This window comes from Streptomyces sp. NPDC097129 (assembly GCF_055668065.1).
Window position 1 is genome coordinate 50925 of record NZ_JBVOQE010000015.1, and the last position, 24813, is coordinate 75737.

25 protein-coding genes are annotated in these 24813 nt (G+C 74.0%); 15 read left to right on the top strand and 10 right to left on the bottom strand.

Annotated features, from left to right (window positions below; genetic code table 11):
* Positions 1–14: 14 nt before the first annotated feature.
* Both AC0B9F_RS33220 and AC0B9F_RS33225 read right to left on the bottom strand, forming a co-directional pair.
* Positions 15–890: an undecaprenyl-diphosphate phosphatase gene (locus AC0B9F_RS33220; RefSeq protein ID WP_472008827.1), complete on the bottom strand. Its 876-nt coding sequence runs from the start codon at positions 888–890 to the stop codon at positions 15–17.
* Between the two features lie 138 nt (positions 891–1028).
* On the bottom strand, positions 1029–1805 hold the full coding sequence (locus AC0B9F_RS33225; RefSeq protein WP_472008829.1) for a TVP38/TMEM64 family protein: 777 nt from the start codon (positions 1803–1805) through the stop codon (positions 1029–1031).
* Between the two features lie 49 nt (positions 1806–1854).
* Here AC0B9F_RS33225 and AC0B9F_RS33230 point away from each other — a divergent pair, with 49 nt between their 5' ends.
* From AC0B9F_RS33230 to AC0B9F_RS33240, 3 genes are all read left to right on the top strand, one after another.
* Positions 1855–2577: a DNA alkylation repair protein gene (locus AC0B9F_RS33230; RefSeq protein ID WP_472008831.1), complete on the top strand. Its 723-nt coding sequence runs from the start codon at positions 1855–1857 to the stop codon at positions 2575–2577.
* Positions 2578–2852: 275 nt separating this feature from the next.
* The gene (gene tuf / locus AC0B9F_RS33235; protein WP_472008833.1) at positions 2853–4022 is read left to right on the top strand and encodes an elongation factor Tu; all 1170 of its coding nucleotides are present in this window, start codon (positions 2853–2855) and stop codon (positions 4020–4022) included.
* A 15-nt stretch (positions 4023–4037) separates the two neighbouring features.
* Complete coding sequence (locus AC0B9F_RS33240; RefSeq protein WP_472008837.1) at positions 4038–4883, top strand: spermidine synthase; 846 nt, start codon at positions 4038–4040, stop codon at positions 4881–4883.
* Here the strand turns inward: AC0B9F_RS33240 and AC0B9F_RS33245 are convergent.
* The 3 genes from AC0B9F_RS33245 to AC0B9F_RS33255 all read right to left on the bottom strand — a co-directional run bounded on the left by AC0B9F_RS33245 (position 4845) and on the right by AC0B9F_RS33255 (position 8316).
* Positions 4845–6146 carry an MFS transporter gene (locus AC0B9F_RS33245; protein WP_472008838.1) on the bottom strand — a complete coding sequence of 434 codons (1302 nt, stop codon included), beginning with the start codon at positions 6144–6146 and terminating at the stop codon, positions 4845–4847. The two genes, AC0B9F_RS33240 and AC0B9F_RS33245, sit on opposite strands and share 39 nt — an antisense overlap.
* 82 nt (positions 6147–6228) lie before the next feature.
* Positions 6229–7287: a DUF8017 domain-containing protein gene (locus AC0B9F_RS33250; protein WP_472008840.1), complete on the bottom strand. Its 1059-nt coding sequence runs from the start codon at positions 7285–7287 to the stop codon at positions 6229–6231.
* 66 nt (positions 7288–7353) lie between these two features.
* Positions 7354–8316, bottom strand: coding sequence for a DUF8017 domain-containing protein (locus AC0B9F_RS33255; protein WP_472008842.1), 963 nt, complete (start codon positions 8314–8316; stop codon positions 7354–7356).
* Positions 8317–8402: 86 nt separating this feature from the next.
* On the opposite strand from AC0B9F_RS33255, the gene AC0B9F_RS33260 reads away from it, so the two are divergent.
* The 4 genes from AC0B9F_RS33260 to AC0B9F_RS33275 all read left to right on the top strand — a co-directional run bounded on the left by AC0B9F_RS33260 (position 8403) and on the right by AC0B9F_RS33275 (position 14571).
* Positions 8403–8855, top strand: coding sequence for a DUF4442 domain-containing protein (locus tag AC0B9F_RS33260; RefSeq protein WP_472008844.1), 453 nt, complete (start codon positions 8403–8405; stop codon positions 8853–8855).
* Between the two features lie 317 nt (positions 8856–9172).
* Complete coding sequence (locus AC0B9F_RS33265) at positions 9173–11095, top strand: RICIN domain-containing protein (RefSeq protein ID WP_472008846.1); 1923 nt, start codon at positions 9173–9175, stop codon at positions 11093–11095.
* 208 nt (positions 11096–11303) lie between these two features.
* Entirely contained in the window at positions 11304–13778 is a 2475-nt protein-coding gene (locus AC0B9F_RS33270) for a beta-glucosidase (protein ID WP_472008848.1), read from the top strand.
* A gap of 139 nt (positions 13779–13917) precedes the next feature.
* On the top strand, positions 13918–14571 hold the full coding sequence (locus AC0B9F_RS33275) for a DedA family protein (protein ID WP_472008850.1): 654 nt from the start codon (positions 13918–13920) through the stop codon (positions 14569–14571).
* A gap of 3 nt (positions 14572–14574) precedes the next feature.
* Here AC0B9F_RS33275 and AC0B9F_RS33280 read toward each other — a convergent pair whose 3' ends face one another.
* Positions 14575–15105, bottom strand: coding sequence for a gamma carbonic anhydrase family protein (locus AC0B9F_RS33280; protein WP_472008852.1), 531 nt, complete (start codon positions 15103–15105; stop codon positions 14575–14577).
* 113 nt (positions 15106–15218) lie between these two features.
* Between AC0B9F_RS33280 and AC0B9F_RS33285 the strand changes: the two genes are divergently transcribed.
* Complete coding sequence (locus tag AC0B9F_RS33285; RefSeq protein ID WP_472008854.1) at positions 15219–16010, top strand: acyltransferase; 792 nt, start codon at positions 15219–15221, stop codon at positions 16008–16010.
* A 16-nt stretch (positions 16011–16026) separates the two neighbouring features.
* On the opposite strand, the gene AC0B9F_RS33290 is transcribed toward AC0B9F_RS33285, so the two are convergent.
* Entirely contained in the window at positions 16027–16884 is an 858-nt protein-coding gene (locus AC0B9F_RS33290; protein ID WP_472008856.1) for an EamA family transporter, read from the bottom strand.
* Between the two features lie 109 nt (positions 16885–16993).
* Here AC0B9F_RS33290 and AC0B9F_RS33295 point away from each other — a divergent pair, with 109 nt between their 5' ends.
* Together AC0B9F_RS33295 and AC0B9F_RS33300 are read left to right on the top strand one after the other, a co-directional pair.
* A complete protein-coding gene (locus AC0B9F_RS33295) occupies positions 16994–17566 on the top strand; it encodes a helix-turn-helix domain-containing protein (protein WP_472008858.1) in 573 nt (190 codons plus the stop codon).
* A 43-nt stretch (positions 17567–17609) separates the two neighbouring features.
* Positions 17610–18167, top strand: coding sequence for a YbaK/EbsC family protein (locus tag AC0B9F_RS33300; protein ID WP_472008860.1), 558 nt, complete (start codon positions 17610–17612; stop codon positions 18165–18167).
* 18 nt (positions 18168–18185) lie between these two features.
* Here AC0B9F_RS33300 and AC0B9F_RS33305 read toward each other — a convergent pair whose 3' ends face one another.
* Positions 18186–19301 (bottom strand): cation diffusion facilitator family transporter, encoded by a 1116-nt coding sequence (locus AC0B9F_RS33305; protein WP_472008862.1) that lies wholly within the window; start codon positions 19299–19301, stop codon positions 18186–18188.
* 60 nt (positions 19302–19361) lie between these two features.
* Between AC0B9F_RS33305 and AC0B9F_RS33310 the strand changes: the two genes are divergently transcribed.
* The gene (locus AC0B9F_RS33310) at positions 19362–19721 is read left to right on the top strand and encodes an ArsR/SmtB family transcription factor (RefSeq protein WP_472008864.1); all 360 of its coding nucleotides are present in this window, start codon (positions 19362–19364) and stop codon (positions 19719–19721) included.
* Positions 19722–19745: 24 nt separating this feature from the next.
* Here the strand turns inward: AC0B9F_RS33310 and AC0B9F_RS33315 are convergent, their stop codons facing one another.
* Together AC0B9F_RS33315 and AC0B9F_RS33320 are read right to left on the bottom strand one after the other, a co-directional pair.
* Positions 19746–20954, bottom strand: a complete 1209-nt coding sequence (locus AC0B9F_RS33315; protein ID WP_472008866.1) for a 4-hydroxybenzoate 3-monooxygenase — start codon at positions 20952–20954, stop codon at positions 19746–19748.
* Between the two features lie 28 nt (positions 20955–20982).
* Positions 20983–21390: a CoA-binding protein gene (locus AC0B9F_RS33320; protein ID WP_472008868.1), complete on the bottom strand. Its 408-nt coding sequence runs from the start codon at positions 21388–21390 to the stop codon at positions 20983–20985.
* Positions 21391–21504: 114 nt separating this feature from the next.
* On the opposite strand from AC0B9F_RS33320, the gene AC0B9F_RS33325 reads away from it, so the two are divergent.
* The 4 genes from AC0B9F_RS33325 (at position 21505) to AC0B9F_RS33340 (ending at position 24742) form a co-directional block, all read left to right on the top strand.
* Complete coding sequence (locus tag AC0B9F_RS33325; protein WP_472008870.1) at positions 21505–22242, top strand: hypothetical protein; 738 nt, start codon at positions 21505–21507, stop codon at positions 22240–22242.
* Positions 22243–22258: 16 nt separating this feature from the next.
* A complete protein-coding gene (locus AC0B9F_RS33330) occupies positions 22259–22804 on the top strand; it encodes a SixA phosphatase family protein (protein WP_472008872.1) in 546 nt (181 codons plus the stop codon).
* Positions 22805–22844: 40 nt separating this feature from the next.
* Positions 22845–23471, top strand: a complete 627-nt coding sequence (locus AC0B9F_RS33335; protein WP_472008874.1) for a YigZ family protein — start codon at positions 22845–22847, stop codon at positions 23469–23471.
* A gap of 107 nt (positions 23472–23578) precedes the next feature.
* Entirely contained in the window at positions 23579–24742 is a 1164-nt protein-coding gene (locus AC0B9F_RS33340; RefSeq protein ID WP_472008876.1) for an exonuclease SbcCD subunit D, read from the top strand.
* Positions 24743–24813 lie beyond the last annotated feature (71 nt).

Sequence of the window (24813 nt, forward strand, 5' to 3'; positions counted from 1 at the left end):
CGCCGCCCGGCGATTCAGCCCGCCGACTCCGCCGCGTGCGGACTGAGAACGCCCGCCGTGACCAGACCGATGATCATGACGCCCAGGATCACGCGGTACCAGACGAACGGCATGAAGGACTTGCTGGAGATGTACTTCATGAACCATGCGATGACGGCGTATCCCGACCCGAACGCGATCACCGTAGCGAAGATCGTCGGCCCCCAGGAGACGTGATCGCTCTCCATCGCGTCCTTCAGCTCGAACAGCCCGGACGCCAGCACCGCGGGGATCGCGAGGAGGAAGGAGTAGCGGGCGGCGGCCTCGCGCCGGTAGCCCATGAACAGGCCGCCGCTGATGGTCGCGCCGGAGCGGGAGACACCCGGGACGAGCGCGCAGGCCTGGCACAGGCCGAAGACCAGACCGTCCTTCACGCCCAGGTCCTGGAGCGTCTTGCGCTGCTTCGGCGCCCGGTGCCGGCCGCCCGACTCGTCGCGGGCCGCCAGCCGGTCGGCTATGCCGATGACGACACCGACGACGATGAGCATCGTCGCGGTGATCCGCAGATCGCGGAACGGCCCCTCGATCTGGTCCTTGAACGTGACGCCCAGCACGCCGATCGGGATCGAGCCGACGATCACCAGCCAGCCCGTCTGGGCGTCGTGATCGCCGCGCATGCCCTTGTCGTACAGCGACCGGAACCACGCGGACAGGATGCCCGCGATGTCCTTGCGGAAGTAGATCAGCACCGCCGCCTCCGTGCCGATCTGGGTGATCGCCGTGAAGGCCGCGCCCGGGTCGTTCCAGCCGGAGAAGGCCGCGGTCAGCCGCAGATGCGCGCTGGAGGAGACGGGAAGGAACTCGGTCAGCCCCTGGACGAGTCCGAGGACGAGCGATTCAAACCAAGACATGAAGGTACGTCAGTCCAAGTGCCGGTCGTGGAGGGGCGACGGGGCACCGGGCCGCCGTACGCGATGATCACGTGTGTCGAGGGCAGCGTAGCGCCCCCGGATGACGGCCCCTTGGCGGGGGCGGCGGCTCCGTCGCGGTCAGCCGCGGCGCAGATGGTGCCGTTTGCGCCAGGCCACCACCGCTCCCGCCACCGCGGGCAGTGCGATGCCGGCCATCGCCACCAGGAAGGCCGGAGACGTAGGGGAACCGGCCCGGGCGCCGGCGAGTGCGTAGGCGGCGGTGTTCGGGACCGAACCGATGCCCGTCGCGAGCAGGAAGGGCAGGCAGCGCATCCGGGAGACGGCGGCGCAGTAGTTCGCGGCCCAGAACGGTACGCCGGGAAACAGACGGGCCATCAGCATCGAGCGGAACCCGTGCCGGCTGAGCTGGCCGTCCGCCGCCGTCAGCAACCGGCCCCGCAGCAGCGGGCGCAGCGCGTCCTGCCCCAGCGCCCGGCCCAGGCCGAAAGCGACCCCGGCGCCCAGCACGGTGCCGGCGAGCGACGTGGTGAGCCCCATCGACGTGCCGAACAGCGCGCCCGCCGCCAGGTTCAGCAGCGGCCGCGGCACGAACGCCACCGTGCACAGCCCGTACGCCACCGTGAACACCGCGGCCGCCGCCGCACCGCCCAGCTGTGGTGGCCAGCCGTGCGCCAGGAGCCGCTGCGGCTGGAACAGCAGCACCGAGCAGCCGGCCGCCGCGAGGAGCGCGAGCAGCAGGGAGAAACGGGACCAGGGCGAGCGCAGGACCCGGGTGCAGCGCGCGGCGAGCGTGCCGGGCAGGGACACGGGCGGCGCGGCGATCGCGAGCTCCATGGCGGGGGCCGGGGGAGAGGCCACTGCGGTGCCCCCAGAGCGGGTGGGTGCATCGGGCATCCGGCGACAGTAACCGACGCGGGTGTCTGATCGCCGTATGGTCTGTCTCATGACCGTCACAGGTACGGGAGCGATCGCCGTGCCCCGCAGTGCGCTCGCCGACGTCGTCCTGGCGCGGCTGACCGAGGCGTACGGCGCCGCGGCCGACCCCGAGCGGGCCGGGCCCATGCGCGCGTACATGAAGGATGTCGCCCCCTTCCTCGGTATTCCCACCCCCGAGCGCCGCGCCCTGTCCCGTACCGTCCTGGCGGGTACGGCGCGCCCTGGCGAGGCCGACTGCGCGGCGATCGCGCTGCGCTGCTGGGAGCTGCCGGAGCGGGAGTACCACTACTTCGCCGTCGACTACCTGCGCCGCCACGTCGGCCGCTGCTCCTCCGCCTTCCTGCCGGTGGTCCGGCACCTGATCACCACCGTCCCGTGGTGGGACACCGTCGACCTGCTCGCCGCCCATGTCGTCGGCCCGCTCGTCGCGGCCGACCCGGCCCTCGCGAACACCATGGACGCCTGGATCGCCGACGACGACCTGTGGCCGGTCCGCGCCGCCCTGCTGCACCAGCTGCGGTTCAAGGAGGACACCGACGCCGAGCGGCTGTTCGGCCACTGCCTCCGTCGCAGCGGCCACCCCGACTTCTTCATCCGCAGGGCCATCGGCTGGGCCCTGCGCGAGTACGCCAGGACCGACCCGGAGGCCGTGCGCGGCTTCCTCGCCCGCGAGCGGGGCCGGTTCGCGGCGCTGACGGTGCGCGAGGCGCTGAAGAACATCGGCGCCTGACAGGCCGTAAGGGACGCCCGGCACCGGCCGTACGGCGATAAATCGTTCGACGGCGTGCCGTGGCCCGGCGATGATCGACGACATGTTCCGGTACGCCTTCCTCCTCGCAGCATCCGCGGTCGCGGATGCCCCGAAGGCTGCCGTTCCCGTCATCCTGGCCGCTGTCGACGGCGCCCGAAGCTGACCCTCCCCGGATCGTTCCGCGGACCCCGCAGGGGAGGGTCGGCGGTTTCTTGGGGGCCCCCTTCCTTCCCACGAGGCTTCGAGGTACAGCCATGCCCAAGACGGCGTACACGCGCACCAAACCGCATCTCAACATCGGCACCATGGGCCACGTCGACCACGGCAAGACGACGCTGACCGCCGCCATCACCAAGGTGCTGGCCGAGCGCGGCACCGGCACGTTCGTGCCGTTCGACCGCATCGACCGCGCCCCGGAGGAGGCCGCCCGCGGCATCACCATCAACATCGCGCACGTCGAGTACGAGACCGACACCCGGCACTACGCCCACGTGGACATGCCGGGTCACGCCGACTACGTCAAGAACATGGTCACCGGCGCCGCCCAGCTCGACGGGGCGATCCTCGTCGTCTCCGCGCTCGACGGGATCATGCCGCAGACCGCCGAGCACGTGCTGCTGGCCCGTCAGGTCGGTGTGAACCACATCGTCGTCGCGCTCAACAAGGCCGACGCCGGCGACGAGGAGCTGACCGACCTGGTCGAGCTGGAGGTCCGCGACCTGCTCACCGCGCACGGCTACGGCGGCGACGCCGCGCCCGTCGTACGGGTCTCCGGGCTGAAGGCGCTTCAGGGCGACCCGCGCTGGACGGCGTCCGTCGAGGCGCTGCTCGACGCGGTGGACACCTACGTGCCGATGCCGGAGCGGTACCTGGACGCGCCGTTCCTGCTGCCGGTGGAGAACGTGCTCACCATCACCGGCCGCGGAACCGTCGTCACCGGCGCCGTCGAGCGTGGCACGGTGCGGGTCGGCGACCGGGTCGAGGTGCTCGGCGCCGGCGTCGACACGGTCGTCACCGGGCTGGAGACCTTCGGCAAGCCGATGGAGGAGGCGCAGGCCGGGGACAACGTGGCGCTGCTGCTGCGCGGGGTGCCCCGGGACGCGGTGCGGCGCGGGCACGTCGTCGCCGCGCCGGGCAGCGTCGCGCCGAGCCGGCGCTTCACGGCCCAGCTGTATGTGCTCTCCGCGCGCGAGGGCGGCCGTACGACACCGGTCGCCACCGGGTACCGGCCGCAGTTCTACGTCCGCACCGCCGACGTCGTCGGCTGCGTCGACCTCGGCGAGGCGGCGGTCGCGCGGCCCGGGGAGACGGTGGAGGTGACCGTCGAGCTGGGGCGCGAGGTGCCGCTGGAGCCGGGGCTCGGGTTCGCCGTCCGCGAGGGCGGGCGGACGGTCGGCGCGGGGACGGTGACGTCCGTCGGCTGAGGTGACAATGGTGTCGTGAGCGATGCCATACCCGTCACCCGGACCACCGACCACGGAACCGCCAAGCTGATGCCCGACGTCGACCGTGAGCGGGCCTGGCTGCTCACGGTCGACGGCGCACCCCAGTCGTACGTCGACCTCGACGACCCGGCGTACCTGGAGTTCGAGTACGCGCGGCGGCTCGGGCATGTGCTGGACACGGTCGCGGAGCCGGGACGGCCGCTGGACGTGCTGCACCTCGGCGGGGGCGCGCTCACCCTGCCGCGGTACGTGACCGCGACCCGCCCCGGCTCCCGGCAGGACGTCGTCGAGGCCGACCGGGGGCTGCTCGAGCTGGTCGTGGAGCAACTGCCGCTGCCCGCCGGGTCGGGCGTCGCGCTGCACACCGCGGACGCGCGGGCCTGGCTGGAGGCGGCGCCGGCGGACAGCGCCGACGTGCTCGTCGCCGACGTCTTCGGCGGCTCGCGCATCCCCGCGCACCTGACGACCCTCGCCTACGCCCGCGAGGCCGACCGGGTGCTGCGGACGGACGGCGTCTACGTCGCCAATCTGGCGGACGCGGCGCCGTTCGCCTTCCTGCGCTCCCAACTGGCCACCTTCGCCGCGCTCTTCGAGGAACTGGCGCTGATCGCCGAGCCGGGCGTGCTGCGCGGCCGGCGGTTCGGGAACGCGATCCTGGTCGCCGCGCACCACCCCGTGGACACGGCCGCGCTGGCCCGGCTGACCGCCGCGGACGCCTTCCCCGCGCGGGTGGAGCACGGGCGGTCGTTGCGCGACTTCACGGGGGACGCCCGCCCGGTCACGGACGAGGACGCGGTGCCCTCACCCGTGCCGCCCGACGGGGCGTTCGGCATCGGCTGAACCTTCCGCGCCGCGGGCCGCCACGGCCCGGGTACGGCGGCGCAGCCGGCGCACGTCCGGCACGCACAGCACGGCCCCGGTGACCGCCACGACGAGCGCAGCGCACCCCCACAGGGACGCGGCGCGCCCGAAGGCGCCCTCCGCGGGCCCCGCCAGCGCCATCGCCACCGGCACCAGCGCGACGGACCCGAACCAGTCGTAGGCCGACACCCGCGACAGCTTCTCCTCGGGGATCTCCTGGTGCAGCGCCGTCATCCAGGACACGCCGAACACCTCCAGCGTGACACCGGTGGCGAACATCACCGCGCACAGCACGCCCAGCGGCACCGGTACGGCGAGGGCGGCCGACGGCAGGGCCAGCGGGAAGACGCACAGGGTCCCGGCGAGCAGCAGCCGGCGGGGCTTCCACCGGGTCATCAGCAGCGCGCCGGCGACCGTGCCCGCGCCGAAGAAGCCGAGCGCCAGGCCCCAGGGGCCCGCCCCGCCGAGGTGGTCGCGGGCGACGAGGGGGCCGTAGACCGCGTCGGCGGCGCCGACGACCGCGTTGGCGACGGAGAACTGCGCGACGACGCCCCACAGCCAGGGCCGGCCGGTGAACTCCCGCCAGCCCTCCTTCAGATCGGCGACGATGCCGCCGCCCGGTGCGCGCGGCGGGAGGTGCCGTACGTCGAGGAAGGAGCGCAGGGCGCCGGCGAGCGCGAACGCGGCAGCGTCCGCGGCGAGGACCCAGCCCGGGCCGACCGCGGCGACCAGCGCGCCGCCCGCGGCCGCGCCGCCCAGGGCCGCGCCCTGCATCGCCATCCGGAACACGGCGAACGCCCGCCCCGCGTGTTCGCCCTCCACGGACGACAGCAGCATGCCCTCGGCGGCCGGGCTGAAGAACGCCTGCCCGGCGCCGCCGAGCGCGGTCAGCAGCATCATCTGCCACAGCCGCGGCTCACCGGCCAGCACGAGGACGGCGAAGGCGCTCTGCGACAGGCAGTTGACGGCGTTGGCGGCGACCATCACGCGGTGGCGCGGCACTCGGTCCGCCACCGCGCCGCCGATCAGCAGGAACAGCACCAGCGGCACCGTCCGCGCGGCCGCCACCAGACCCACGTCGCCCCCGTCCCCGCCCGCGCCGAGCACCGCGAACGCGGAGGCGATGAGAGCGGCCTGACTGCCGCCGTTGGTGAGGAAGGCGGCAGCGGTCAGCAGAGGGTAGTTCCGGCCGGCCCAGCGGGGCCGACCGGAACGGGGAGCGGTGTCGGCGGGGGTGGTCACCGAGTGACTATGGCTTCTGGGACACCGCCGCGCCAAACCGGGTCCCGCTCCGCACGCGGTGCGGGACGGAACCCGGATCGGGTCAGCTCACGACGGGGTCGCCGTGCAGCCGGACCGTGCTGAGGATCTGCTGGATCGTCGCGTCCGGCAGCTCTTCCTTGACGCCCTTGACACCGTAGAGAGTGAAGGCGACGAAGTTGCCGGCGGAGTTCTTGAAGGCGAACGTGGTGGCCTTGCCGTCGGTGTCGCACTTGGTCTTCTTCGGCGCACCCGCCGTGAAGCTCGTCGCGACGTCGCCCTTGAGGCCCGACTTGGTGGTGTAGGGCGCGGCCTGCCCGATCTTCAGGTACTTGCGCGAGGTCTTCTCGTTCTGGTCGGTGTAACCACCGAAGGCCCACGTGGCGGAGTCGCCGCGGGCGACGCTCGCGGTGTCCTTGGCGCCGTTCTCGCCCTTGGTGCCCGCGGCGGCCAGTTCCTTGTCGGTGGTCCTGCCGTCGTGGACGGACGAGCACCACTTCTCGTTGTAGAACGCCGGCGCGCTCATGCCGATGTAGGCGGAGCCGTCGCCCTTCTGCTCGTCCTCGAAGCCGATGAACAGGCCCGGGTCCTTGACCACCCAGTTCGCGGGGACGTCGAACGCCGTGCCGTACTTGGGGTTGATGACGACCTTCCACCCCGGGACGGTCGCCTTCTCGGCCTCTCCGCCCCGCGGGTTGTCGGCCGCCCCGGACGAGGTCGGCTGCGGCGACGGGGTCGGCGAGGACGACACCGACTGTGCGGTGGTCGGCTTGTCCGAGCCGCCCTTCGCCGTGTCGTCCTTGTCGTCGCCGAGCACCAGGAACCCGGTGACGGCTGCGGTCAGCACCACCGCGCCGGCCGCGATGATCGCCACGAGCCTGGTCCGGTTGCCGTCACCGCCACCGCCGTTGCCGAGGTTCCCGGGCGGCGGCGTCGCCGGCTGCGGAACACCGGCCGGCGTGGGCGTGCCCCACTGCTGCTGCGGATAGGGGCTGGGCTGCTGGTATCCGGTCTGCTGGTACGGATTCGGCTGCTGGTACCCCGGCTGACTCGGCTGCTGATACGGGTTGTTCTGCGCGTTCGGGTTCGGCTCGCCCCCGGGCGGCTGCTGTCCTGGCCACATGGCGCCCCACCCTAGTGCCGCCCCGGACACGATTCGGTCACCGGGCCTTGTCAGGGACGTACCAGATCAGGATTCCGTGGTCTTCACCAGACGGACGGTGCTGAGGATCTGCCGGACCGTCGTGTCCGGAACCTCCTCGCGGACCCCCTTTGCGCCGGTGAACGACCAGGAGGCGAAGTCGCCTTCGGCGTCCTTGAAGGCGAACGTGGTGGCCTTGCCGTCCGTGTCGCACTTGTGCCGCCGTACGTTTCCGGAGGACTGCGAGGTGGCGAGGCTGCCCGTGAGCCCGGAGGCGGTGGTGAAGGACGTCACCGGGGATGTGGTGATCTTCTTGCGGTCCGGTTGAGTGTAGGAACCGTAGACCCAGCTCGCCGAGTCGGAACGGGCGATGTCCTCGGTGCTCTTCGCGCCGTTGTTGCCCCGGCTTCCCACGTCGGCCAGCGCGGTGTAGTCGATGGTGCCGTCCCGGTCGGTGTCCTCACCGCACCACTTCTCGTTCAGGGTCGCGGGGGCTTTCATGGCGACGAGGGGCTTGTCCTGCGGGTCGTTCCGGTCGGCCACGTAGCTGACCCAGTCGGGCGCCTTGAGCGTCCAGGTGGCGGGAACGTCGAAGGCGACCCCCAGGTCACTGTTCACCACGACCTTCCAGCCCGCGATCGTCGGCTTCGGCGCCGAGTCGGCGTTCCTCGGGTCGGCGTTCCTCGGGTCGGCGGGAGCGGAAGGGGAGGCCGACGCGGCGGAGGCGGTCGGGCCCGGGGCGGCCTCGCCGTCCGAGCCGCCGCCCAGCAGCACCGCACCGGTCACCGCCGCGGCCACGACCACGGCCGCGGCGACGGTGATGGCGAGGACCTTGGTGCGGCGGCCCGAACCGCCGGGCGGGGGCGGCGCCGTGACGGTGGGCGCGTTCCAGGGGCCGGGAGAGGGCTGGGCGTACGGGTTGGGCTGGTGGTAGCCGGGCTGCTGGTACGGGTTCGGCTGCCCGGTCGGGTTGTCCCGGCCGCCCGGGGACGACTGATCTCCTGGCCACATGGTCGGCAAGCATACGGGGAGCGGTTGGCGGGGTGAGCGGCCCGGAGGTCTGGCCCACTGAGGCTACTCATGGGTAACATGCCGCCATGAGCGCAGATCAGATGTCGATCGGCGAGATGCTCGCCGCCACCGTGCCGATGGCCCGGACCTTGAAGCTCGAGTTCGTCGAGACCACGCCGGAGCGGGCGGTGGTGGCCCTGCCGGATCAGGGGGAGTTCCACAACCACGTGGGCGGCCCGCACGCCGGTGCGATGTTCACGCTCGGGGAGTCGGCGAGCGGGGCCATCGTGCTCGCCGCGTTCGGCGACCAGCTCGCGCGGGCCGTGCCGCTGGCCGTGCGGGCCGAGATCGCCTACAAGAAGCTCGCCATGGGCGCCGTCACCGCGACCGCGACGCTGGGGCGGCCGGCCGCCGAGGTCGTGGCCGAGCTGGACGCGGGTCAGCGGCCCGAGTTCCCGGTCGCCATCGAGATCCGGCGCGAGGACGGAGCCGTGACCGGCGAGATGACCGTGGTGTGGACCCTGCGGCCCAACGGCTGAGCGGACGTTGCGGGGAGTGTGGCCGAGGCCCGCGCTGGTGCGGAGCCTCGGCCATCGTCATGCCACCGGGCCGCCTCCGCGTCCAGGTTCGAGAACTGGACGTAACCCGCCACCGCGGCCCTCCGTATCCGCCGTTTAAGCCGTCCGTCGCCCATTGCAGGCGAATACGGAAACCGATACCGGCGGTAACCAAGGGGAAAGCGCGGCTTTCTGAGGAGACGTCACTCGGACTCCTTGTTTCCCCTGAGCCGTATGTGCGAAAGTGAGCCCCCCGCGGGAACGCAGTGCCACCCTTCGGCTCGGAAGGAATTGGTTCCGTGCACTCCCCACACCCCCCACGCCCCCCATATCCGCCCCGTCCGGGAGGGACGCCCGGAGAGTCGGACCGCGACCTCGTCGCCCAGTTGGCCACGTCCGACGGGCACGGCCGCGCCGTCGCCCTGCTGCTCGCCCGGCACTGGTCGGCCGCCCACGACTACGCGGCCGTCTGCCTCGCCTCACCCGGCGAAACCGCCCAGCTCGTGGCCACCGCAGCGGTCCATCAGGTGCTCGACCGGCTCGCCGCCGGCCGGGTCGGCGGCGCGCTGCGCCCGCAGATCCTCGTCGCCGTCCGCGACACCGTACGCGGCTGGGCCGCGGACCACGGTATTTCCGTACTCCTGCCGGAATTGCGCAAAACCACCGGTGGTCGCGGACTACGCGCGACCAGAGGCGGAACCCCGGAAAAGCGACAACTCGCCGAACGCGCATTCCGCGCCCTTCCCGGTGCCGCCCAATGCCTGTTGTGGCACACCGAGGTCGAAGCCGAACCGATATCCGTACCCGCTGGTCTGCTGGCCGTGCATCCCGGCACCGCCGCCACCGCTCTGGAACAGGCCAGGGAACAATTCCGCACCGGTTGCGTCCGCGCCCACCGCGAACTCGCCCCCACCGACGAGTGCCGCTTCCACAGCCGCCTCCTCGACGTCCCGCTGCGCCGCGGCGGACATCTGCTGCCCGACGTCCGCCGGCATCTCGCGCAGTGCCGCTACTGCCGTCACGCCGCCGAACAACTCGCCCACTTCGACGGTGCGCTCGGCGTCCTGCTCGCCGAGACCGTGCTCGGCTGGGGCGCCCGGCGCTACCTCGACTCCCGGCCGGGGCGCGGTGCCCGTCCCGGCGCCGCGCACGCCGGTCCCGGCGCCGCGCATGTCCGTCCCGGCGGCCGCCATCGCGGGGCGCCACCGGCGGGCCGTCCCGCCGCCTCCGCGCGGCACACCAAGGCCGTAGTGGCCGGTGTCGGGCTGACCGCTCTGGCCCTGCTCGTCACGGTGCTCGCCACCCAGAGCCGCTCCGCCGACAACGCTGTCCCCGGTTCCGGAACCGGCCGCCGGTCGGTGCGCACATGGGGCCCGCCCGGTGCCGGGACCGGTGGCGGGACCGCCACCCGGCCGGTCGGGTCCGTCGCCACCCCGCCGTCACCCGGCTCCCCCTCCGCCGCCTCCGCCGCGCGCCCGGCCCCGGCCCCGCTCCTGCGGGGCCGCCTGCGCAACGCCGCCCTCGGCCGTTGCCTCGACGCCGACGCCGGCCGGGTGTGGCCTGCAGTCGCCGTCGTGCTCGCCGACTGCTCACCGGCCGGCTCCCAGCGCTGGACCTACGGCGCCGACGGCCGCTTGCGCAGCGCCGCCGACCCCGCCCTGTGCCTGCGCGCCGACCCGCTCGACCATCGCGTCACCCTCGCCGACTGCACCGCCGCGACCGGCTACGACCTCACCGTCCGCGGCGAGTTGCTGCCGCGCGGGCGGGTCGGCCTCGACCTCGCGGCCGCACAGGGCTCCGCAGCCACCGTCACCGTCGCCCGGCGGGACGGATCGGCGCGCGGGCGGTGGCTGTTCGACACCGGGACCGCGCAGGACGGCCCGCCGCAGCCGCGGTCGGACCCGGCGGCCGTCCCACCCGGCACGCCGAGCCGGCCGAGCGAGCCGAGCGCGCCGAGTCGGCGGCCCCAGCCCTCCGCCGTCCCCGGCGGCCGGCCCGCCACGCCGCGCTTCGCCCCGGTCGGCTGCTGCGCCGAGCCCCCACCGGTCGTGGAACCACGGCCGGCCACGGCACCGGTCATTGCACCTGCCACGGCACCTGGCACGGCACCGGTCATCGCACCGGCCGCCGCTCCCGTCGCCGCGACCACGATCGTGTCCCTCGCCGCCGTCGCCCGGCCCGTCGTGTCCGCCGCCGTGCGGACCGCCACACCGGCGCGCTGATCCGACCGCACCACTCGCGGGGGCCACCCGTCCGGCGGCCCCCGCCCCACTTTCCGTTCCTCCCGCGGCCGGCATCCGGCGTCCGACCGCCTCGCCTCGTTGACTCGCGTCATCCCGAGTCGTACGTTGCCGACGCGTACGCCGTTTCTGACGGGTCGTCACTCTCCGGCGCCCTCGTCGTGCCCGCGCACCGAAGGAGCGACGGCCCATGTCCGACACGGTCTCCCGGCGATCCGCCCTGACTCTGCTGAGCGGCACGATCGCGGTCGTCGCGGCGGCCGCCGGTTCCCTCTCCCTCGCCCCCCGCGCCGTTGCGCGCGGCAGATCCGGCGCCCGCACCCCCGGCCGCCGCGTCGACCACCTCCTGGGCGCGCTGACCCTCGACGAGAAGGTCGCCCTGCTGCACGGCGCCACCGACCCGGACACGCTCGGCGAGGCCGGTTACGTCCCCGGCGTCCCCCGCCTCGGCATCCCGCCGCTGCGCCTGGCCGACGGCCCGGCCGGGGTCCGGGTCACCCGGCACGCCACCGCGCTGCCCGCACCCGTCCTCCTCGCCTCCGCCTTCGACCCCGAGCTGGCCCGCCGCTACGGCCGGGTCATCGGCCGCGAGGGCCGCGCCCTCGGCCAGGACGTCCTGCTCTCCCCGATGGTCAACCTGATCCGCACCCCGTACGCCGGACGCAACTTCGAGACCTTCAGCGAGGAACCGCTGCTCGCCGCCGACCTGGTCGCCGCCGAGATCGAGGGCATCCAGGGCGAGGGGCTCATCGCGACCGTCAAGCACTTCGCGCTGAACAACCAGGAGAAGGACCGCATGTCCGTCGACGTGCGCGTCGACGAACGCACCCTGCACGAGGTCGAACTGCGCGCCTTCGAGGCCGCCGTCCGGGCCGGCGCCGGAGCCGTGATGGGCGCCTACAACAAGGTCGACGGAACCTACGCCTGCGAGAACAAGGCCCTGCTCACCGACATCCTGCGCGAGCGCTGGGGCTTCGACGGCTGGGTGATGACCGACTGGTACGCCGCGCACAGCACGGAGAAGGCCCTCACCGCCGGGCTCGACATGGAGATGCCCAACGGCGCCTACTTCGGTGCCGCGCTGCGCACGGCGGTGCGCGAGGGCCGCGTCGCCGCGTCGTACGTCGACCGCGCCGTACGCCGCGTCCTCGCCGTCATGGACCGCTTCGGGCTGCTCGACGGCAGCGCGCCGCCCCGCCCGGGACGGGACGCCCGGGCAGGCGCCGCCGTCGCCCTGGAGGTCGCCAAGGCCGGGGCCACCCTGCTGCACAACGCGCACGGCACCCTCCCGCTCACCGCCGGCAGCATCGCGGTGATCGGTCCGACCGGCGCCCTGCCCTTCGTCAGCGGCGGCGGCAGCGCCCACGTCGTCCCCGACCACGCCGGCAGCCCGCTGGCCGCCCTGCGCTCCCGGGCCACGGGCGAGGTCACGTACGCCCTCGGCGAGGACGTCTTCGGCAAGCCGATCCCGGCGGGCGCGCTCACCCCCGGGTTCACCAGCGAGGGCACCCGGGTCGACGCCGGGGCGGTCTGGTCGTACGACGGGACCCTCACCGTCGGCGAGGCCGACGAGTGGACCTTCGTGCTCCACTTCTCCGGGCTCCCCACCGGCCGCCCGAAGGTGCGGCTCGACGGCGCCGAGCTGTTCCCGATCGCGTCCGGCTGGGGCGAGGCCTTCTCGGGCGGCCTGCTCGGCACCGCCCCGGACGGCCTCGCCGTACGCCGCGCGACGCTCCGCCTCGCCCCCGGCGCCCACCGGCTGCACATCACCGCGCAGGGCGGAACGGCCGGTCTGGAGTTCCGGCTGCGGCACAGCACGGGCGCCACCGGGGACGCCGACCGCGCCGAAGCGGTACGGGCCGCGCGCGCCGCCCGCCAGGTCGTCCTGTTCGCCTACGAGGACGCGACCGAGGGCCAGGACCGCACCACCATCGCCCTGCCCGGCCACCAGAACCGGCTGATCGAGGCCGTCACCGCGGCCAACCCGCGCACCACCGTCGTCCTCAACACCTCATCGGCCACCGCGATGCCCTGGCTGGAGCGCACCGGCGCCGTCCTGCAGATGTACTACCCGGGCCAGGAGGGCGCGGCCGCCACCACCGCCGTCCTGTTCGGCGACTGCGACCCCGGCGGCCGGCTCACCCAGTCCTTCCCGGTCGACGACGACCACCACCCGGTCGCCGGCGACCCGCACCGCTACCCGGGCACGGGCGGCATCGAGCAGTACTCCGAGGGCGTCCACGCCGGCTACCGCTGGTACGACGCCGAGGGTGTGCGCCCGCTCTTCCCCTTCGGCCACGGACTGTCGTACACCTCCTTCGCCTACGGCGAGCCCTCCGCGCGCTGGACCCGGGACGGTCTGGAGGTGGGCTTCACCGTCCGCAACACCGGCCGGCGCACCGGCGTCGACGTGCCGCAGGTGTACGTCGGACCCTCCCCGGACGTGCCCCTCGACCAGCCGGTGCGGCTGCTCGGCGGCTACCGGCGGCTCACCCTGGAGCCGGGGGAGCGGCGCCGGGTCACCGTGCGAGTGGATCCGCTCACCCTGTCCTGCTGGGACACCGCCCGCCACGACTGGGTGCTCGGCACCGGCCGCCGCACGGTGTGGATCGGCGCGTCCTCCGGTGACCTGCGGCTGCGCACCGGCGCGTACGTCGGCGGGTGATCCCTGCGGGGGCGCTCGCGCCGCCGTCGGCGCGATCCGCGGCCCGACGCCGCCGCACGCCGACCCGGTAGGCTTCCCGACGTGCGCCTTCGCGGCGCGCACGGGGACAGGCAGGGCAGTGAAACGGGAGGGACCGGCAGTGCACGTCCAGGAATGGCTCGACACGGTACCGGCCGGCGCCGTCTACGCGATGGTGGCCCTCGTCATCGGCCTCGAGAGTCTGGGCATCCCGCTGCCCGGCGAGATCGTCCTGGTGTCGGCGGCGCTGCTGTCCTCCCAGAGCGGCGGCATCAACCCCCTCGTCCTCGGCGCCTGCGCCAGCGCCGGCGCCGTGGTCGGCGACTCCATCGGCTACGCGATCGGCCGGAAGGGCGGACGGCCCCTGCTGGCCTGGCTCGGAAGGAAGTTCCCCAAGCACTTCGGCGAGGGGCACATCGCGACCGCCGAGCGGTCCTTCGAGAAGTGGGGCATGTGGGCGGTCTTCTTCGGCCGCTTCGTCGCCCTGCTGCGCATCTTCGCCGGGCCGCTCGCGGGCGTGCTGCACATGCCGTACTGGAAGTTCCTCACCGCCAACTTCCTCGGCGGCGTCGTCTGGGCGGGCGGCACGACCGCCGTCATCTACTACGTCGGTGTCGTCGCCGAGTCCTGGCTGAAGAAGTTCTCCTGGCTGGGCCTGGTCCTCGCGGTGCTGATCGGCCTCGGCTCGATGCTGGTGCTGAAGCGCAAGGCGAAGAAGGCGCAGACGGCACAGGAGCAGGCGGCCGAGCCGGAGCCGGTCCCGGCCGCCGAGTAGGCGTCAGCCCCGGTGCACGTCGTCGTGGGCCTTCGCCAGTTCCGCGTACATCGTGCCGTTCAGCGTCACTCCGTGCCGCTCCTCCTCGCTCAGCTCCCGCCGCACCTTCGCCGGGACGCCCGCCACCAGGGAACCCGGCGGCACCACCATCCCTTGCGGCACCAGGGCCTGCGCCGCGACCAGCGAGCCCGCGCCGATCACCGCGCCGTTCAGGACCGTCGCGCCCATGCCGATCAGGCAGTCGTCCTCCACGGTCGCGCCGTGCACGACGGCGTTGTGGCCCACCGAGACGCGCTCGCCGACCGTGACCGGGAAACCGGGGTCGGCGTGCAGCGTGCAGTTGTCCTGGATGTTGCTCTGCGCGCCGACGCTGATCCGCTCGACGTCGCCGCGCAGCACCGCGCCGTACCAGACGCTCGCGCCCGCCCGCAGCGTCACGTCGCCGATCACCGACGCCGTCGGCGCCACGAACGCCTCGTCGTCGATGTCCGGTTCCTTGCCGCCGATGCCGGTGATCAGCGCCTGGTGCGTCATGGGTGCCTCCTCGATCGTCGTTCGGCAGCACCGTACGCCACCCGGTGGGGTGAAGATCACAGGGCTCGGAGCTGATGGGCGCCCGGCGCGAGGTTTACGGTGAGCGGGTGCTCATGCGCAAGAACACGTTCTCGTCCTGGCGGCGCCGCCTCGCGCAGCGCGCCGTCCACGCCGGCTGGGCCTGGGTGCAGCGCACGGGCTCGGTGACGGCGGAGCGCCCCGGGCGCTTCCGCTTCGGCGCGATGGGAACAGGTACCAGGCTCGCCTTCCCGCTCGGCACCGTCTTCGGCGAGCCGTGGATCCACCTGGGCGCGCACTGCATCGTCGGCGAGCAGGTCACCCTCACCGCCGGCCTGATGCCCGACCTCGACCTCGGCCCCGAGCCGATCCTGCGCATCGGCGACGGTGTGGTGCTGGGCCGCGGCAGCCATGTCATCGCCGACACCACCGTCACGATCGGCAGCGACTGCTACTTCGGGCCCTACGTCTACGTCACGTCCACGAACCACTCCTACGACGACCCCCACGAGCCCATCGGACGGCAGTGGCCGCGGATGGAGCCGGTGGAGATCGGTCCGGGCTGCTGGATCGGCACCGGCGCGGTGATCCTGCCCGGCGCGCGGATCGGCCGGAACGTCGTGGTCGCGGCCGGTGCCGTGGTCCGCGGCCCGGTGCCCGACCACGCCGTGGTGGCGGGGGCGCCCGCCCGGGTCGTACGACGCTGGACGCCCGAGGACGGCTGGCAGCCGCCGTTGCGCACCCCGGCGCCGGTGCCTATACCCGACGGCGTCACGCCGGAGCAGTTGCTGGCGCTGTCCGGGCTGGACGAGGAGACGGTGGCGCGCCTCGCCGAGCTGGACGAGGAAGAGGCGGCGGGCCTGGCCCGGCTGGAGACGGACGCCTGAGCTCGGACGGCCCCGCTCACCCCGTCGCCAGCAGCAGCGTTCCCAGCAGCGCCAGACCCGCTCCCGCCGCCTGCACGCCACGCAGGCGTTCGCGCAGGAAGCCGCGGGCGGCGAGCGCGGTCACCACCGGGTACAGCGAGGCGAGCACCGCGGCCACGGTGACCGGGCCGTGCTGGGCGGCGATGGAGTACGTGCCGTTGGCGGAGACGTCCGCCAGCCCGACGAAGGCCAGCGCGGGCAGCGCATCCCACGGGAAGCGGCCGCCGGGCAGCGCGGGCGTACCCCGCTTCACCGAGACGTACAGGGCGGCGCCGCCCGCGGCCACATTGGTCAGCCGCTGGACGAACAGCGCGAGGAAGAGACCGGTGACGGTGGTCGACGCCTCCGCGATCAGCGCGAACACCGCGCCGAAGCCGACCGCCGCGACCAGCGTCAGCACGATGGTCTGCCGCTGCACGGGCGCCCCCTTGCGCTGGGGTCCGCCGGCCAGGACGACGCCGCTCACCGCGACGGTGGCACCCGCGACCTGCATCAGTCCGGGCCGCTCGCCGAGCACCAGCCCGACGCCGATCGGCACGGCCACGCTGAGCGACGCGAGCGGGGAGACGACGCCCATCGGGCCGCGGGCGAGCGCCTGGTAGAAGCAGATCATCGCCACCGGGCCCACCAGCCCGGCCGCGACGGCGAACCACAGCCGCGGTCCCGCCTCGCTCCAGCCGCCGGTGGCGACCACGATCGCGCCGAGGACGGCCGCCGCGACGGTCTGCGAGACGACCACCACGGTCAGGGCCGGCGCGCGTCGCGTCAGCACCCCGCCGCCGAAGTCGGCCAGGCCCCACAGCAGGCTGGTGGCCAGGGCGAAGAATGCTGTCACGGTTCCCCTCGCAGTACAGTTCGGTGGACGATCGGGTGCACCACACCGTAGTTCAGTCTGCTGAACTCTGTCATGCAGAATATTTGACTTCCCGGATATTGGACGGAATGTGTCAGACCTCGACCTGCTGACCCAGTCCCTGGCGCGCAACGTCAAGCGCTGGCGTACCGAGCGCGGCTTCACCCTCGACGCGCTCGCCGCACGGGCCGGCGTCAGCCGCGGCATGCTCATCCAGATCGAGCAGGCCCGCACCAACCCGAGCATCGGCACGGTCGTCAAGATCGGCGACGCCCTCGGCATCAGCATCACCACCCTGCTCGACTACGAGCAGGGCCCGAAGGTGCGCATCGTCCCCGAGGAGCAGGCCGTACGGCTGTGGCACACCGACGCCGGCAGCTACAACCGCCTGCTCGCCGGCACGGAAGCCCCCGGCCCGCTGGAGATGTGGGACTGGCGGCTGATGCCGGGCGAGTCCAGCCCCTCCGACCCGCACCCGGCCGGCACGGTCGAGCTGGTGCACGTCACCACCGGCGAGCTGACCCTCACCGTGGACGGCGTCGCCCACCGGATCCCGGCCGGCGCCAGCGCCTCCTTCGAGGCCAACACCCCGCACACCTACGGCAACGAGGGGGACGAGCCGATGGAAATGATCATGGCCGTCTCGGTGCCGCTCGTGCGCTGAGATGCCCCCGCGCCCCGCCCGCCGCACTTGCTAACGTGCGGTCATGCAGGCACCCATCGGACACTTCGACCAGGCCGCTCCCGCCCCCGACTGCCTCGGCGAACTGACCCGCCCCGTCGCCGACGCCGTACGGCACTGGCGCGGCAGCGTCCCCGCCGAGGAGATCGTCTACGTCGATACCGACCCGCAGTGGGCCGACACCGCCGTCTTCGTCGAGCACTACGGCCGTGAGCTGCTGGAGCAGAGCGCGAACTGCGTCGTCGTGGCCGGCAAGCGCGGCGGTGAGACCACGCTCGCCGCGTGTGTCGTCCTCTCCACGACCCGGGTCGACGTCAACGGTGTCGTCCGCCGCCACCTCGGCGTGCGCAAGGCCTCCTTCGCGTCCATGGACACGGCGACCGGGGAGACCGGCATGGAGTACGGCGGCATCACGCCGGTCGGGCTGCCCGGGAGCTGGCCGCTGCTGGTGGACGCGGCCGTCGTCGACCTGCCGTACGTCCTGGTCGGCAGCGGGCGGCGGCGCGGCAAGCTGCTGGTGCCGGGCAAGGCGTTCGCCGAACTGCCCGGCGCGGTCGTGCTGGAGGGCCTCGGCGTCGCCTGACGCGCCGGTGATCCGGCGTCAGGCGGCGCGTGCGTGGTGGGCCAGCGCCAGATGCGGGTCCGCCTCACCCGGCACCGGCGCCGGGTCCGCGTGCACCAGGGCGGCCGCGAGCCGCGGCACCGCGTGCAGCAGCGCGTGCTCGGCGTCCACGGCGATCGCGTGCGCCCGGCGCACCGACACCTCGCCGTCCACGACGACCGCGACCTCGGCCCGCAGCCGGTGCCCGATCCAGCGCAGCCGCAGCTCACCCACCCCGCGCACCCCCGGCACCGCGCGCAGCGCCGCCTCCGCCCGGTCCACCAGGGCCGGGTCGACGGCGTCCATCACCCGCCGGAACACCTCGCGGGCCGCGTCCCGCAGCACCAGCGCGATCGCCGCGGTGATCGCCAGACCCACCACCGGGTCGGCCAGGTCCCAGCCCAGCGCCGAGCCGCCCGCGCCCACGAGCACGGCCAGGGACGTGAACCCGTCGGTGCGGGCGTGCAGCCCGTCGGCGACCAGCGCGGCCGAGCCGATCTCCCGCCCCACCCACATCCGGTAGCGGGCCACCCCCTCATTGCCCGCGAACCCGACGAGCGCGGCCACCGCGACCGCGCCGACGTGCTCGACCGGCCGCGGATCGAGCAGCCGCCCGAACGCCGTCCACCCGGCGAACGCCGCCGACGCCGCGATGGTCAGCACGATCGCCAGTCCGGCGAGATCCTCGGCGCGCCCGAAGCCGTAGGTGAAGCGCCGGGTCGCCGCGCGGCGGCCCAGCACGAACGCGATGCCCAGCGGTACGGCCGTCAGCGCGTCCGCCGCGTTGTGCACCGTGTCGCCGAGCAGCGCCACCGACCCGGACACCGCCACCACCAGCGCCTGCGACAGCGCGGTGACGCCGAGCACGGCCAGCGAGACCCACAGGGCGCGCATCCCGCGGGCGGAGGACTCCAGGGCGGCGTCCACCTTGTCGGCGCTCTCGTGGGAGTGGGGGGTGAGGAGGTGGGCGAGACGGTGCCGGAAGCCGGAGTGCTGGTGGGGGTGGGGCGCGTGCCCGTGGTGGGGGTGCTCGCCGTGCGGGTGGGGCGCGTGCCCGTCGTGCGGGTGCCCGCCGTGCGGCTCGTGCCGGTGCTCGTGGTGGTGCCGGTCGCTCACGCGTCTCCCCTTCCGGTCCAGGAGGTGGACGTACCCCGCCCACGGCGCCATTATGTGCGTATGAGCGCACGCATGCACCTCTCACCTGCGGACGATGCGCACTCGCGCACTCCGGGCGAGGAACAGTTCGCGCTCGCCGCCGAGCTGCTCGCGCTGCTCGGTGACCGCACCCGGCTGGCACTGCTGCACGCCCTGGCAGGACAGGAGGCGGATGTCACCACCCTCACCGAGGCGTGCGGGGCGGCCCGCCCGGCGGTCAGCCAGCACCTGGCCCGGCTGCGTCTGGCCGGACTGGTGACCACCCGCAAGGAGGGGCGCCGGGTGATCTACTCCCTGCGCGACGGACATCTGCGCCGCCTGGTCGACGAGGCGCTCAGCGTCGCCGACCACCGGCTCACCGACCGGCCCCCGCACGACTGACCCGGTCGCGCTCCGCAGGCTCGCTCAGTAGCGCTCCGCGCCGCCCAGGTACTGCTCCGCGAACGCGGCCGCCGCCACCGGGGAGCTGAACAGCCGCCGCAGCCGGGCCAGGGAGGTGCCCGCGCGGAACGCGTCGCCCGCCGCCGGCCCGTGGTAGACCTCCGCCAGCCACTGCGAGAACTCCTGGTAGTCCCACACCCGGCGCAGACACGCCTCGGAGTAGCCCGCGAGCCCGCTGTCGTCGCCCCGCGTCAGCCGGGCGACCAGCGCGTCACCCAGCAGGAACGCGTCGTGCAGCGCCAGGTTCATGCCCTTCGCCGCGATCGGCGCGACGAGATGGGCGGCGTCCCCGGCCAGGAACAGCCGGCCGGACGCCATCGGCTCCACGACATAGTCGTGCATGTCGAGCACGCGCTTCTCGATCAGCGGCCCCTCGACCGGCTCCGGGGCGCCCTCGGCCGCGAGCCGCAGCCGCAACGCGTCCCACACGCGCGCGTGCGACCAGCCCTCCGGGTCGTCGCCCGGCCGGCACTGCAGGTAGTAGCGGGTCATCTCGGGGCTGCGCGGCATCTGCCCGGCGAACCCCTGCGGGTGCACGCCGAACAGCACGCAGTCCGTGGACGGCGGCGCCTCGGCGAGCAGCGCCAGCCAGCCGATGCCGTAGTCGTGCCGGGCCACCCGGGCCCGGCCGCCCGCCAGCGCCGCCCGCGTCACCCCGCGCGCCCCGTCGCACCCGGCGACGAAGTCGCAGCGCAGCACCCGCCGTACCCCCGTCTCGGGGCAGGTGTACGACACCGACGGCCGGTCGGAGTCCACGTCGTGGACGGCCACGTCCCGCACCGCGAACCGGACGTCCCCGCCGCGCTCGTCGGCGTAGGCGCGCAGCAGGTCGGTCACCAGCAACGGCTGTGGATACACCCAGTGATGGCGCCCGGTCAGCTCGCCGTAGGCGAAGCGGTAGCGGCCGCCGTCGAAGCGGAACTCGCACGCCGTGTGCCGCTGGGCGCCGGCCAGCAGAGCCTCGCCGAGGCCCCGCTTGTCCAGCTCGCGGACCGCCCACTCCTCCAGCACCCCGGCTCTGGGCCGGTGTTCGACGAACTGCCGGGTCTCGGTCTCCAGCACCACGCACCGCACACCGGCGGCCGACAGGAGGTTGGCGACCGTCAGGCCGGCCGGGCCGGCGCCCACGACGACGACGGGAACGTGCTGTATGTCAGGGGAGTTGGGGATCACGCGGTCATTATGGCGACGGCCCCACCGGTCAGCGCAGCCTGGGTATCTCGATGGCGGGACAGCGGTCCATCACCATCTCCAGTCCCGCGGCGCGCACGCGCGCGTAGGCGGCCTCGTCGACCACGCCCAGCTGGAACCAGACCGCGCGGGCGCCCTTCGCGACGGCCTCGTCCGCGACGCCGCCGGCCAGGTCGCTGTTGACGAAGACGTCGACGACGTCCACGTCGAAGGGGATGTCCGCGAGCGTGGCGTACCCCTGCTCGCCGTGCACCGTCTCCGCCTTCGGGTGCACCGGCACGATCCGCTTGCCGAAGCGCTGGAGCACCTGCGCCACGCCGTACGCGGCACGGTCGCGGTTCGCGGACAGGCCGACCACGGCCCAGGTGTCCCCCAGCTGGGTGAGGATCGTGCGGATGGTTGCCTCGTCGCCGTACACCGGCGGCCTCCCTCGGCCTCGAAAGTGAAGCAAAACGCTCTGTGGAAGCACAACGGATGAGGCGCGGCCGGGATTCCACCTGCGCGCGGACGGCGACGGGCCTAGGCTCACTGCGTGCTGCGCATCACCGACGCCCGAACCGGCAAGTCCCTCGAGGCCGCCCCCGTGCGCCGCGGCCTGACCCGCATCGAGGCGCACGCGCCCCGGCACGACGCCGCCTGTCTGCGGGTCCTGCTCGTCACCGACCTGCTCGTGCGCGCCCTCGAACTCGGTGGTACGCCCGTGTGGGCGCTGCTGGCCGGCCGCGGTGAGCAGGCGGAGCTGCGCGCGAGCGCGGCGGCCCTCGGCATGCGGCCGCTGGAGGACAGCCCTGACGCGGGGGCCGGCCTGGGCGAGGCCCAGGTCATCCATGTGGTGTCCGACGGCGGTGTGGTCCCCGACGGCGTCCGGCTCGCGGTGGGTCCCGTGACGCCTGCGGACGCCCTCGCGGGGGACTGTCTGCGGGCGGACGCCGACCCGGCCGCCGTACGCCTCGCGCTGCTGGCCGAGCCGCGCACCGCGCCGGCCCGGCTGGACCCGGACACCCTGGCCGCCGCGCGCGGCACGCTCACCCGCTGGCGGCGTGCCGTCGCCGACTGGGCGCGTCACCCCTCGCGGCCCATGCCCGAAGAGGTGCGCGGCGCTCTGCGCGCCGCGTGGGAGGACGACCTGGACATGCCGGCCGTGCTGGACGTCCTGCGCAGGGTGGAGGCGGCCGGGCCCGAGCTGGCCGAGGGCGCCCGCTTCGAGACGTACGCCTACGCCGACCGGCTGCTCGGCCTGGACCTCGTCCGTGATCTGGGGGCGGTGTGAGCGCGAGGTGGCGGGGGTGACCGCCGGGCGCTCCGGTGCGGGGCCGCTGCGCCGGCTGGTCCTCCTGCGGCACGCCAAGTCGGCGTGGCCCGAGGGCGTGCCCGACCACGCGCGTCCGCTCCGCCCGCGCGGACGACGCGACGCCCCGGCCGCCGGGCGGGCGCTGGCCGAGGCGGACCTGCTGCCGGACCTCGCCGTGTGCTCCACCGCGCTGCGCGCCCGCCAGACCTGGGAGCTGGCGGCCGCCCAGTGGGGCACCCCGCCCCCGGTCCGCCACGAGCGGCGCCTGTACGCCGCCGACGCGGGCGACCTGCTGGAGGTCGCCCGCGAGACCCCGCCCGAGGTGGAGACCCTGCTGCTCGTCGGGCACAACCCCGGCTTGGAGGACCTCGTCCTGACGCTGGCCGGCGACGGCATCGACGACACCCTGGAGCGGGTCCGGGTGAAGTTCCCCACCTCGGCGATCGCGGTCCTGACCTGGTACGGCCACCACTGGTCCGCTCTCGCCCCGGGCGCCGCCCTGCTGACGGCGGTGACGGTGCCGCGGGGCGGCAGGAAGTAGGGCGGCGGAGCGCGTCCCGCGGTGCGCATAGGCTGGCCGGATGCAGGACGAGTACCGCACGATCGGCCGGGCCGGGATGCATGAGACCGAGGTCAACCGCTCCCGTTTTCTGTGCGCGCTGGCCCCGGCGGCCACCGAGCGGGAGGCGCAGGAGTTCATCGCCGCGGTCCGCAAGGAGCACGCCGACGCCTCGCACAACTGCTGGGCGTACGTCATCGGCGCCGACGCCTCGACCCAGAAGGCGAGCGACGACGGGGAGCCCGGCGGCACCGCGGGCGTGCCGATGCTCCAGATGCTGCTGCGCCGCGACATGCGCTACGTCGTCGCCGTCGTCACCCGCTACTACGGCGGCGTCAAGCTGGGCGCCGGCGGACTGATCCGTGCCTACGGCGGCGCGGTCGGCGAGGCCCTGGACACGCTGGGGACGATCACGCGCCGGCGGTTCCGCCTGGCGACCGTGACCGTCGACCACCAGCGGGCCGGCAAGGTGCAGAACGACCTGCGGGCCACCGGGCGCGAGGTGCGGGACGTGCGCTACGGCGAGGAGGTCACCATCGAGATCGGGCTGCCCGACGCGGACGTGGACGCCTTCCGTGCCTGGCTGGCGGACGTGACGGCGGGCACAGCCGGTCTCGAACTGGGCGGGGAGGCCTACGGCGACGCATGACAATTCGGGCAAAGGTGATGTAACTGGCCTGCCGGGGAGCGGTCATGGCGGGCCGTTACGGGAGTAACCGCCCGTGATGTCAGACCCGGCCGTTAGTCTCGGGGATCATGAGGCTGCTGCACACTTCCGACTGGCACCTGGGCCGGGCGTTCCACCGGGCGAACATGCTCGACGCCCAGGCCGCCTTCGTCGGGCACCTCGTCGCCACCGTGGGTGAGCGCGACGTCGACGCGGTGGTCGTCTCGGGAGACGTGTACGACCGCGCGGTGCCGCCGCTCGCCGCGGTCGAGCTGTTCGACGACGCCCTGCACCGGCTCGCCGGCCTCGGCGTGCCCACGGTGATGATCTCCGGCAACCACGACTCCGCCCGCCGCCTCGGCGTGGGCGCCGGGCTCATCGACCGCGCCGGCATACACCTGCGCACCGACCCCGCCGGCTGCGCCACCCCGGTGGTGCTGCGCGACGCGTTCGGCGACGTCGCCTTCTACGGGCTGCCGTACCTCGAACCGGCCCTGGTCAAGGACGAGTTCGCAGTCGAGAGGGCGAGTCACGAGGCGGTGCTCGCCGCCGCCATGGACCGCGTCCGCGCCGACCTCGCCGCCCGCCCGCCCGGCACCCGCTCCGTCGTCCTCGCGCACGCCTTCGTCACCGGCGGCCAGGCCAGCGACAGCGAGCGGGACATCACCGTCGGCGGGGTCGCCGCCGTGCCCGCCGGCGTCTTCGACGGGGTGGACTACGCGGCCCTCGGGCATCTGCACGGCTGCCAGACCATCACCGAGCGCGTGCGCTACTCCGGCTCCCCGCTGGCGTACTCCTTCTCCGAGACCGACCACCGCAAGAGCATGTGGCTGATCGACCTCGGCGAGGGCGGCGCGCTCACCGCCGAGCGGATCGACTGCCCGGTGCCGCGCCCGCTGGCCCGGCTGCGCGGCACCCTGGAGGAGCTGCTCGACGACCCCTCCCTGGACCGGTATCAGGAGGCGTGGGTCGAGGCCACCCTGACCGACGCCGTCCGCCCCGCCGACCCCATGGCCCGGCTCGCCGAGCGTTTCCCGCACACCCTCAGCCTGGTCTTCGCACCCGAGCGGACGTCCGAGGACACCGAGGTGACCTATGCCCGGCGGCTCGCCGGGCGCAGCGACCAGCAGATCGCGGAGGACTTCGTCGCGCATGTGCGCGGCGCGGGACCGGACGCCGACGAACAGACCGTCCTGCGCGAGGCGTTCGACGCCGTACGCGCCGACGCGGTGGTGCGGGAGGTCGCGCGGTGAGCGGGCGCGCGGTGAGTGGGCGCGCGGTCACGGCGAGGCCGGGTGAGGCGACGGTGGGGTCGCGTGAGGCG

Bases quoted from the DNA above. Each gene is read 5' to 3' on its own strand.
- AC0B9F_RS33255 (WP_472008842.1), bottom strand. From the start codon at position 8,316: ATGTGGCCAGGAGATCAGTCGTCCCCGGGCGGCCGGGACAACCCGACC.
- AC0B9F_RS33285 (WP_472008854.1), top strand. From the start codon at position 15,219: ATGCGCAAGAACACGTTCTCGTCCTGGCGGCGCCGCCTCGCGCAGCGC.
- AC0B9F_RS33220 (WP_472008827.1), bottom strand. From the start codon at position 890: ATGTCTTGGTTTGAATCGCTCGTCCTCGGACTCGTCCAGGGGCTGACC.
- tuf (WP_472008833.1), top strand. From the start codon at position 2,853: ATGCCCAAGACGGCGTACACGCGCACCAAACCGCATCTCAACATCGGC.
- AC0B9F_RS33310 (WP_472008864.1), top strand. From the start codon at position 19,362: ATGAGCGCACGCATGCACCTCTCACCTGCGGACGATGCGCACTCGCGC.
- AC0B9F_RS33250 (WP_472008840.1), bottom strand. From the start codon at position 7,287: ATGTGGCCAGGACAGCAGCCGCCCGGGGGCGAGCCGAACCCGAACGCG.
- AC0B9F_RS33260 (WP_472008844.1), top strand. From the start codon at position 8,403: ATGAGCGCAGATCAGATGTCGATCGGCGAGATGCTCGCCGCCACCGTG.
- AC0B9F_RS33280 (WP_472008852.1), bottom strand. From the start codon at position 15,105: ATGACGCACCAGGCGCTGATCACCGGCATCGGCGGCAAGGAACCGGAC.
- AC0B9F_RS33270 (WP_472008848.1), top strand. From the start codon at position 11,304: ATGTCCGACACGGTCTCCCGGCGATCCGCCCTGACTCTGCTGAGCGGC.
- AC0B9F_RS33225 (WP_472008829.1), bottom strand. From the start codon at position 1,805: ATGCCCGATGCACCCACCCGCTCTGGGGGCACCGCAGTGGCCTCTCCC.
- AC0B9F_RS33230 (WP_472008831.1), top strand. From the start codon at position 1,855: ATGACCGTCACAGGTACGGGAGCGATCGCCGTGCCCCGCAGTGCGCTC.
- AC0B9F_RS33340 (WP_472008876.1), top strand. From the start codon at position 23,579: ATGAGGCTGCTGCACACTTCCGACTGGCACCTGGGCCGGGCGTTCCAC.
- AC0B9F_RS33335 (WP_472008874.1), top strand. From the start codon at position 22,845: ATGCAGGACGAGTACCGCACGATCGGCCGGGCCGGGATGCATGAGACC.
- AC0B9F_RS33300 (WP_472008860.1), top strand. From the start codon at position 17,610: ATGCAGGCACCCATCGGACACTTCGACCAGGCCGCTCCCGCCCCCGAC.